Source organism: Heliobacterium chlorum, assembly GCF_014502795.1.
Classification (GTDB): domain Bacteria; phylum Bacillota; class Desulfitobacteriia; order Heliobacteriales; family Heliobacteriaceae; genus Heliobacterium; species Heliobacterium chlorum.
In genome coordinates this window covers 1-1905 of sequence record NZ_JACVHF010000080.1, presented here as the reverse complement: position 1 = coordinate 1905, position 1905 = coordinate 1, and the positions used below count along the sequence as shown (strand labels likewise).

The 1905-nt window shown below is 47.1% G+C and carries 1 protein-coding gene; it reads right to left on the bottom strand.

Features of this window, described 5'->3' with window-relative positions:
* Positions 1-74: 74 nt before the first annotated feature.
* Positions 75-1778: an IS1634 family transposase gene (locus tag H1S01_RS20005; protein ID WP_188042141.1), complete on the bottom strand. Its 1704-nt coding sequence runs from the start codon at positions 1776-1778 to the stop codon at positions 75-77.
* Positions 1779-1905: the final 127 nt, after the last annotated feature.

Here is a 1905-nt window from a genome sequence, read left to right as displayed (position 1 = left end):
CGCACATTCGACACCCCTACTATGCGCCTCTAACAAATTAAACTAAAGAAAAGTGGCAAATAGGCAAGATTATTTTAGGTATGCAACTGTTCATCGAATTCCTCGGGAGTTAGCGAAAAGCGCATGAAGTTTACGCCAACAAGCCGAGTCGCTCGTTGGAGTTCGGGTGTGTTGAATCGGCGAGGAAGCACCCGATGAATCGATCCATCGGGGTTAACGACAGTCATTACGGACACATCTTGAAATAATTGAAGAAATGCTGTCGTTGTCGGTGTTTTCGTCAGACGATTTCCTGGAAGACGAAGTGATTTCGTTTCTTGAGACAAATTTTTTCGTAACCGACGCTCTACCAAACTGTAGATTAATAGACCAATGAGAAACACATACCCCAATGAAAGAACACGTTTCGGGGTTTTTAGCCAAGTCTGGTCGACCCCGGTTGGATTCTTCAACCAGCGGAACCGATTTTCAATCGAGATCTGGCCTTTATACCGCCGTAAGACTTCGACCGGGTCAAGGGTGAATTCATTGGTCATCAAAATAAACGTCTCTCCGAAGTGTTGAGCGGCTTGGAGCTTCACCGGATCGATGGGACCGACTTGTCCAACAATTTGCCATAGCGTTTCATATTCCGGCACGTAATGAGTGGGCCGTCGACCACGGGTTTGCCGTGGAATTTCCTTTTGGATGGATTGTACCTGTGCCGCCGGATTGTGAAATGCCGTCGGGCACGCCGAAAGAAATTCCATCAAAGCCACCTGCGCATCGGCTTCACAGGCGTACCGACGTTTCTCTTGATCGGAGATCATTTTTTGGAGCTTTTTCTGTTCCTGCTCCACTTTTCTCTGAATGGTTTGGAGTTTACTTTTAGCCAATGCCGTCGATTGAACGACAATAAAGCGATAGTGGTGCCCCTCCAGTTCGTCTTCCGTCACCCAAAGTTTGTACTCGGCGGCATGGTTTCGTTCATTGAGGGGACCGACCTGCACCCATTGATTCTCTGCAAAGGCCCGAGCCTTTACTTTCGTGGTTAATCCATAGGTGCCCGGTAGTCGTGATACAAAATACATCTGATCATGCAACGCATGTAGGCTGTCCGGCGTAACCGCCGCTGAATCTGCGATGTACATTACCTTATGCTGTACGTGATGAACCACCATTTCGGATAATTCACGGATCATTTCGGGGTTCCATGCTTTATCGGATGTGTTCCCGTCCATCACGGTTCCGGCCACCGGTACCCCTTCCGCGACGACAAGGCCATAGAGAAACTGTTTTAAATCCGGTCGATGATCTTTACTATGACCGTAGGTGATATTCAACGCACTGTGCTCTGCCCCGTCATAGGCTCCGTACACACTATGGCTAGTGGTATCTGAGCGAAGAAGTGTCAGGTCTATGTCATGACGAAGAATGGCATTGGTGCTGATCATATCGAAGATTAATCGAGGGTTCGCTTCATGCATGCGATCCAGAAGCTCGCCAAAATGACGGTCATGGAGTACGGGAAGTGTAACGCGACCCTTCCCAAAGATCAAATCCAAATCCGTGTTTTCATAGAACTGACGAATCCGATACAAGGGAGAACGGGAAATCAGCAAATTGATGACCATGGCTATCAGTAGTTCCCCAGGCGTAATGCTCCATTGATCTTTATCCCAGCGTACGACATCATTGACAATTTCGCGCATGCCAAGTTCGTTGCAATAGTCCGCGATGATGGGCATGGCTCCTACCGATAAGATATCTATATTTTCGGGATATTTTACTTCTTTCATCAATACCATCTCCCTCTATACCTTGGGAGATGGTATTCGACAAACCCTGACATAATCCTTTAAATTGCAAAAAATTCCATTAGGCCAAAATTCTTTTTTTACTTACGGTAGGGGTGTTGAAAACGCG

Coding starts and splice junctions, on each gene's coding strand:
- H1S01_RS20005 (WP_188042141.1), bottom strand. CDS start 1,778: ATGAAAGAAGTAAAATATCCCGAAAATATAGATATCTTATCGGTAGGA.